At 72.7% G+C, this 7,382-nt stretch carries 5 protein-coding genes; 3 read left to right on the plus strand and 2 right to left on the minus strand.

Annotated elements, in window-relative coordinates; all coding sequences use genetic code 11:
• Positions 1–93 precede the first annotated feature (93 nt).
• Positions 94–1,341, minus strand: a complete 1,248-nt coding sequence (locus EST92_RS30040; RefSeq protein WP_129283845.1) for a nucleotide sugar dehydrogenase — start codon at positions 1,339–1,341, stop codon at positions 94–96.
• A gap of 218 nt (positions 1,342–1,559) precedes the next feature.
• On the opposite strand from EST92_RS30040, the gene EST92_RS30045 reads away from it, so the two are divergent.
• Positions 1,560–3,290: a glycerol-3-phosphate dehydrogenase/oxidase gene (locus tag EST92_RS30045; RefSeq protein ID WP_129283846.1), complete on the plus strand. Its 1,731-nt coding sequence runs from the start codon at positions 1,560–1,562 to the stop codon at positions 3,288–3,290.
• A gap of 18 nt (positions 3,291–3,308) precedes the next feature.
• On the opposite strand, the gene EST92_RS30050 is transcribed toward EST92_RS30045, so the two are convergent.
• Positions 3,309–4,631, minus strand: a complete 1,323-nt coding sequence (locus EST92_RS30050) for a serine hydrolase domain-containing protein (protein ID WP_129283847.1) — start codon at positions 4,629–4,631, stop codon at positions 3,309–3,311.
• Between the two features lie 189 nt (positions 4,632–4,820).
• Here EST92_RS30050 and EST92_RS30055 point away from each other — a divergent pair, with 189 nt between their 5' ends.
• Both EST92_RS30055 and EST92_RS30060 read left to right on the plus strand, forming a co-directional pair.
• Positions 4,821–6,962 (plus strand): serine/threonine-protein kinase, encoded by a 2,142-nt coding sequence (locus tag EST92_RS30055; RefSeq protein ID WP_174244173.1) that lies wholly within the window; start codon positions 4,821–4,823, stop codon positions 6,960–6,962.
• A 152-nt stretch (positions 6,963–7,114) separates the two neighbouring features.
• On the plus strand, positions 7,115–7,382 hold a 268-nt coding region (locus tag EST92_RS30060; RefSeq protein WP_135789079.1), incomplete at its 3' end, for a hypothetical protein.

Consider the following 7,382-nt stretch of genomic DNA (forward strand, 5'->3'; position numbering starts at 1 on the left):
AAGGCGAAAACGCACGGCGCCGCAGCCGAGTACGTACGCCGGGCCGCGAGGCAAAACGGCGCCGCAGCCGAGTACGTACGCCGGGCCCCGGCGCTAAAGCCGGTGCGCCGCACCGGCCGGCGTGGCACCCCTGGTATCCAGCAGGAGCTGCGCCTTCACCGACAGCCCCTGAAGGTCATACGTGCGATGCGCCTGGAGCAAAATCGTCAGGTCCGCGGCGGCTGCCGCTTCGTAGAGGGAGTCGGCGCGGGGGACGGGGCGGTCCAGGACGTTCCACTGGGGGACGTACGGGTCGTGGTACGTGAGGTGGGCGCCCAGTTCCCGCAGGCGGGAGGCGATCTCGCGGGCCGGGGAGCCGGTCTGGTCGGCGATGTCCGGCTTGTAGGTGACGCCGAGCAGCAGGACCCGTGCGCCGCGGGCGGATTTGCCGTGGTGGTTGAGGAGGGTGGCGCAGCGCTGGATGACGTAGCGGGGCATCCGGCCGTTGACTTCCTGCGCCAGTTCCACCATGCGGAGCGGGTGGCCCGGTGAACGGCCGTTGTAAGCAAGGTAGTTGGGGTCGATGGGGGCGGCGTGGCCGCCGACGCCGGGGCCGGGGCGGAAGGACTGGAAGCCGAACGGTTTGGTCTCGGCGCAGCGGATGACGTCCCACAGGTCGACGCCGATGTCATGGCAGAAGACCGCCATCTCGTTCATCAGCGCGATGTTGATGTGGCGGTAGTTGGTCTCCAGCAGCTTGGCGGTCTCGGCCTCGCGGGGGCCGCGGGCGCGGACGACCTTGTCGGTGAGGCGGCCGTAGAAGGCGGCGGCCGCCTCCGTGCAGGCGGGGGTGAGGCCGCCGATCACCTTGGGGGTGTTGGCGATGCCGTGGGTGCGGTTGCCGGGGTCGAGGCGGCCGGGGGAGCAGGCGAGGTGGAAGTCGCGCCCGGCGGTGAGGCCGGAGCCCTCCTCCAGGAGGGGGCGCAGGAATTCTTCGGTGGTGCCGGGGTACGCGGTGGATTCGAGAATCACCGTGGTGTGCGGGCGCAGCTGCGCGGCCAGGGTGCGGGCGGCGTCGGCGATGCAGCCCAGGTCCAGGGTCTGGTCCTCGCCGAGTGGGGTGGGCGCACAGATGACGGCGGTGCGGACCCGGCCGAGGGCGGTGGGGTCGGTGGTGGTGCGGAAGCCGGCCGAGAGCAGGCGGCGGAGTTCGGTGGCGGACAGCGGCCCGTCGGCGCCCGAGAGGGCGGCGGTGTGCGGGTCGGGGTCGTAGCCGAGGGTGCTGATGCCGACGGTGGTGGCGGCCTGGGCGAGGGGGAGGCCGAGGTGACCGAGTCCGATGACGGCGAGATCTGCGGGCATGCTGCGGCCGTCCTTCCCGAGCGACTGCGAATGACGTGTGCGCATGACGTATGCGGATGGCGCATAAGTAGACTAAGCGGATATTTGACCCAGAATAGGGATTGGTGGATCAAGGCGGCGGGGTGTTGCCGTTCATGGGCGGAGGGTGGATAGCGGAACGCAGCGCGGACAGAATCGACGGACGGCGGGTATGGCCCCGAGCACAGCGGGAGGCAGCGGTGCAGACAGCGATACTGGGACCGGCGCAGCGGGCCGAGGCGCTCGCCCGAATGGCGGAACGGGAGCTGGACGTCCTTGTGGTCGGCGGGGGAGTCGTCGGCGCGGGGACCGCGCTGGACGCGGCGACCCGCGGTCTGTCCACCGGACTCGTCGAGGCGCGGGACTGGGCCTCGGGCACGTCCAGCAGGTCGAGCAAGCTCATCCACGGCGGTCTGCGGTATCTGGAAATGCTGGACTTCGCGCTGGTCCGAGAGGCGTTGAAGGAACGGGGGCTGCTGCTGGGGCGGCTGGCGCCCCATCTGGTCAAGCCGGTGCCGTTTCTGTACCCGTTGCAGCACAAGGCGTGGGAGCGCTGGTACGCGGGCGCGGGGGTGGCGCTGTATGACGCGATGTCGGTCTCGTCGGGGCACGGCCGCGGCCTGCCCGTACACCGGCATCTCTCGCAGAAGCGGGCCCTGCGGGTCGCGCCCTGCCTGAAGAAGAGCGCGCTGGTCGGTGCGCTGCAGTACTACGACGCGCAGATGGACGACGCGCGCTATGTGGCGACGATGGTGCGGACCGCGGCGTCCTACGGTGCGGCGGTCGCCAACCGGGCGCGGGTGGTGGGCTTTCTGCGCGAGGGCGAGCGGGTGGTCGGCGCGCGGGTGGAGGACGTCGAAGGGGGCGGCGAGTACGAGATCCGGGCGCGGCAGATCGTCAACGCCACCGGGGTGTGGACGGACGACACCCAGGCGCTGATCGGGGAGCGCGGGCAGTTCCACGTCCGGGCGTCGAAGGGGATTCATCTGGTGGTTCCGAAGGACCGGATCCATTCGACGAGCGGGCTGATCCTGCGGACCGAGAAGAGCGTGCTGTTCGTCATTCCGTGGGGGCGGCACTGGATCGTGGGGACGACGGACACGGACTGGGATCTCGACAAGGCGCACCCGGCGGCCTCCAGCGCGGACATCGACTATCTGCTGGAGCATGTGAACGAGGTGCTGGCGACGCCGCTGACCAGGGACGACGTGGAGGGTGTGTACGCCGGGCTGCGGCCACTGCTGGCAGGGGAGTCGGACGCCACCAGCAAGCTGTCGCGGGAGCACACCGTCGCGCATCCGGTGCCGGGGCTGGTCGTGGTCGCCGGCGGCAAGTACACGACGTACCGGGTGATGGCCAAGGACGCGGTCGACGAGGCGGTGCACGGGCTCGTTGGGGGTACCCCCAGCGGGAGCTGGGGGAGGGTTGCGGAGTGCGTGACGGAGGACGTGCCGCTGGTGGGTGCCGAGGGGTACCGGGCGTTGTGGAATGCGCGGGCCCGGATCGCGGCGCGTACCGGGCTGCATGTGGCGCGCATCGAGCATCTGTTGAACCGTTACGGCTCGCTGGTCGAGGAGCTGCTGGAGCTGGTGGTTGCCGACCCGTCGCTGGGCGAACCGCTGACGGCGGCGGACGACTATCTGCGGGCCGAGGCGGTCTATGCCTGTACGCACGAGGGCGCCCGGCATCTCGACGACGTGCTGACCCGGCGCACCCGGATCTCCATCGAGACCTTCGACCGCGGCGCCCGCAGCGCCCGGGAGGTGGCCGAGCTGATCGCACCGGCGCTGGGCTGGGACGGCGACCAGGTCGAGAAGGAGATCGCGCACTACCAGAAGCGGGTCGAGGCGGAGCGTGAATCGCAGCGCCAGCCGGACGATCTGACGGCGGATGCGGCGCGGCTGGGGGCGCCGGACATCGTGCCCCTGTAGGCCGCGGGGCGGGTGCCCCTAGGGTCGGCCGCCGGTGGGCCGTCGGGTGCAGAACTCCGCGGTCAGGACGGCGGTGCCGTGCGCCGGGTCGGGCAAGGGGGCGGTGTTGACACGGAAGCTGACGACCTGACGGCCGTCGGCGGTGCCCGCGGTCCGGGTGTAGGAGCCGTTGATGTCGCCGTCGTGACCCCAGACCGTGACGCCGCAGGGCAGCGCGGTGGCGAACAGGCCGAGGCCGTAGGTGCCGCCGGTGCCCTTCTCGTTGCGTATCTCGGCCATCTGGCGCGGTGCCAGGAGCTTCCCGCCGAGCAGCGCGGAGAAGAAGCGGTTGAGATCGCCGAGGGTGGTGATCATCTCTCCGGCCGCCCCGGCCCGGCTGGGGTCCAGGGAGGTGGCATCGACGCGGTGGTGACCGATCCGGGAGTACCCGCGGCCGTGCGGCTCGGGGAGTACGGGGTCGGTGCCGGGGAAGGAGGTGTGGCCGAGCCCGGCGGGGACGAGGACGCGGCGGCGGATCTCCGCGGCGTACGGGTGCCCGGTGACCGCCTCGATGACCAGGCCGAGGACGAGGTAGTTGGTGTTGGAGTAGGCGTAGCGGGTGCCCGGTGGGGCCACCGGCGGATGGTCGAGCGCGATCCGCAGCAGCTCGCCCGGGGTGTGGCTGTCGTAGCGGTGGGTGCCGAAGCCCGCGCCGCTCAGCTGCCGGGACAGCCGGGGGTCCGCGGTGTAGTTGAACAAACCACTCGTATGGTCCAGCAGCTGGCGGATCGTCACCCGTCGCAGGTCGCTGCCGTCGCCCTTCGCCCTGGTCGGTACGCCCGGTGGGAGGTGGGCCGCGGCGCTGTCGTGCAGGGTCAGCCTGCCCTCGGCGACGAGTTGCAGGATCACCGTCGCGACCAGGGTTTTGGTGATGGAGCCGGCCCGGAAGTGGTCCTGCGGACCCATCCTGCGGCCGCTGTGCAGATCGGCCACCCCGATGGTGGCGAACCGCGCGGCGAAGGAGCCGCCGCCGCGGGTGGTGAGCGAGGCGGCGCCCGGCGCCCCGTCGGTGACCAGCCGGTGCAGTGCGGACTCCGCCCCGGCGCCGGCCGGGTGGCGCGGTGCGGACACCGCCCCGTCGTCGGCCGGATGGCGTGGTGCGGCCGCCGTCGTCCCCGCTGCCGGCGGCCGGGGGGCGACCGCCGCAGGTGGGGAGAGGGCGGCGTCGGGCCGGGCGGTGCAGGCCGCCAGGGCAAGCGCGGCCAGCAGACCCGCCGGGACCGCGGCGCGGCGGCGGCCGGCCGGGCGCGGTGCCGGGCGCGGGTCACCGGCCGGGGCCGGGCACGGCGGGCGCATCGTCATCGGGACTCCCGTTCGTTCGGGCCATCATGACGGGTGCCAGGTGTTGTCCGGCACCGACCCGGGCCTTCCGCATGGCTCCGGATGAGGGAGAATGAAGGCTCTGCCAGGGTGGGTTGTCCGAGTTGGGTCAGTTTGGTGATCGATGGGACGTCGAAGCTGCCAACTCGACTGGATTGCAGAGGGGATTCAGTGGGTGACGAGGTCGAGATGGACGGCAAGGAGGGCAGGCTGCTCGCCGGCCGGTACCGGCTCGCCGATGTTCTCGGCCGTGGCGGTATGGGCACCGTATGGCGGGCACGCGACGAGGTCCTGGGCCGTACGGTCGCAGTCAAGGAGCTGCGCTTCCCGGGCGGGGTCGAGGAGGACGAGAAGCGTCGTCTGATCACCCGTACGCTCCGCGAGGCCAAGGCGATCGCCCGGATCCGGAACAACGGCGCCGTGACGGTCTACGACGTGGTCGACGAGGACGACCGCCCGTGGATCGTGATGGAGCTGGTCGAGGGCCGCTCGCTGGCCGAGGTCGTCCGGGACGACGGCCCGCTCACCCCGCGCCGCGCCGCCGAGGTGGGCCTGGCCGTGCTCGATGTGCTGCGCGCCGCCCACGCCGAGGGCATCCTGCACCGCGATGTGAAGCCGTCCAACGTCCTGATGTCCGACGACGGCCGGGTCGTGCTGACCGACTTCGGTATCGCCCAGGTCGAGGGCGATCCCTCCGTGACCTCGACCGGCATGCTCGTCGGGGCCCCCTCCTACATCTCCCCCGAGCGCGCCCGCGGTCAGAAGCCGGGCCCGCCGGCTGACATGTGGTCGCTGGGCGGGCTGCTGTACGCCTGCGTCGAGGGCGTGCCGCCGTACGACAAGGGCTCGGCGATCGCCACGCTGACGGCGGTGATGACCGAGCCGGTCGAGCCGCCGAAGAGCGCCGGCGTCCTGGAAGAGGCCATCTACGGGCTGCTGGTGAAGGACCCGGCGGGCCGGCTGGACGATGCCGGTGCGCGGGCGCTGCTGCTGGATGTGGTGCACGCCCCCGAGGCCCGCAAGCCCGAGCCCCCGCTGGACGAGACCCGGGCGATGGTGCTGCCGACGGTGCCCAAGGAGCGGGCGGAGGCGAAGCCCAAGGCCGCCCCGAAGCCCGCCGCGAAGGCGCGGCCGGCGCGCAAGCCGAAGGCGAAGCCGGCCGCCGCACCGGTCGCGGAGCCGGCGGCCACAAGCGGGAGCAGCTCCCGCGGCCCCACCGCGGACAAGAGCGCGGCCGCCTCCGGCAAGGCCGCCGCGGCGAGCGCACCGGCGCGGACCGGGCGCCCGAAGAAGGCTTCCGGATCGGCTGCCCAGGAGGCCGCCGGCGCCGAGCCGGCGACGGCGGACCGTAAGGCCCCGGCCGTCGCCGAGGCGGACCGCGGGACGGGCGCCCGCCCCGGGTCCGACGTCGAGGCCGCCAAGGAGCGGATGCGCGGCGCCCTGGAGGCCGTGCGCACAGCGGCCGCCGCCGCGAAGGCCCGCCTGGAGGCCCGGCCCGGCGACGGCAACCGCCCGTCCGCACGCGCGTCGGTGACCGATGTCGTCCCGCGCCGCACGCTGATCATCGTGGCCGTGGTCGTCGCCCTGGCGGTGCTGGGCACGGTGCTGGCCATTGCGCTCAGCGGCGACGACTCCACGCAGACGCACGGCAAGGGGGCCGGCAAGCAGGCCAAGGCGTCGTCCGCGGGCCGGGCGAAGCCCGAGGCGGAGTCGGCCGGGACCGGCGGGGACACCACGAAGGAATCCGCCGGGGAGCCCGCCCCGCAGTCGACGGGGGTCACCCCGGCCGGCGACAAGGGCCCCGCGGACCCCGGGGGCGGCGCGGACGGGAGGGGCGGCAAGGACGGCAAGGCGGTGCCGGACGGTTTCGCCGAGCTGACCAACGGCGCGTTCCACTTCCGTATGGCGATGCCCAAGGGCTTCAAGCAGACCGGCACCGCGGGCGAGGGCTCCGGCGCCATCTACAGCGCCTCGGGCGGTTTCCCGCGCATCCAGATCGACTACAACGCCAAGCCCGGCTCCGACGCGGCGGCCTCCTGGCGCAGCCTGGAGCCGGCCGTGCGCGGCTCCAGCGAGGACTACCACCTCATCGGCATCAAGTCGGTGAAGTGGCGGAACTACCCGACGGTCGCCGACTGGTCGTTCACCCGCCGGCAGAGCGGGCAGAAGGTGCGGGTCCTCGACCGCGGCTTCCGGGCCGACGACAACCACGGCTACGCGATCATGATCACCTGCAAGGCGGACGCCTGGTCGGACAAGCCGTGTCAGCAGCTGATCCATACCGCCTTCAAGACCTTCGCGCTGAAGGACTGAGGGACGGTCAGGTGAAGAACGGACGGGGCGCGCGTCGTTGGGCCGAGCGGGCCGCGCGCTCCGGCGCCGGGACGTATCGTGAGACGGCGAAGACCGTACGCATCCGCAATCGGCGGGAATGCGACCGGAAGTGACCGGAGGCGCCGGCGCCGATGGGTGGCTCCGGCGCGCGACGGCAGACACAGTGCGCGCTGCGGGGAGGCGTCGTGGACGAGTACGCGGGAAGGGTGCTCGCCGAGAGATACCGCCTTCCGGTGCGGCCCCTCGGCGAGGACGAATTCGCCGAGACCCGGGCCTTTGACACGTTCAGCGGCCAGGAGGTGCTGCTCCGTCAGGTGCCGCTGCCGGAGGTCGTGGACGCGGAGGTCGTGGGGGCCGAGACGGCCGGGCCGGCCGCGGGCGGCTACGGCGGCGGGCGCC

Source organism: Streptomyces sp. TM32, from assembly GCF_004122755.1.
Taxonomy (GTDB): Bacteria; Actinomycetota; Actinomycetes; order Streptomycetales; family Streptomycetaceae; genus Streptomyces; species Streptomyces sioyaensis.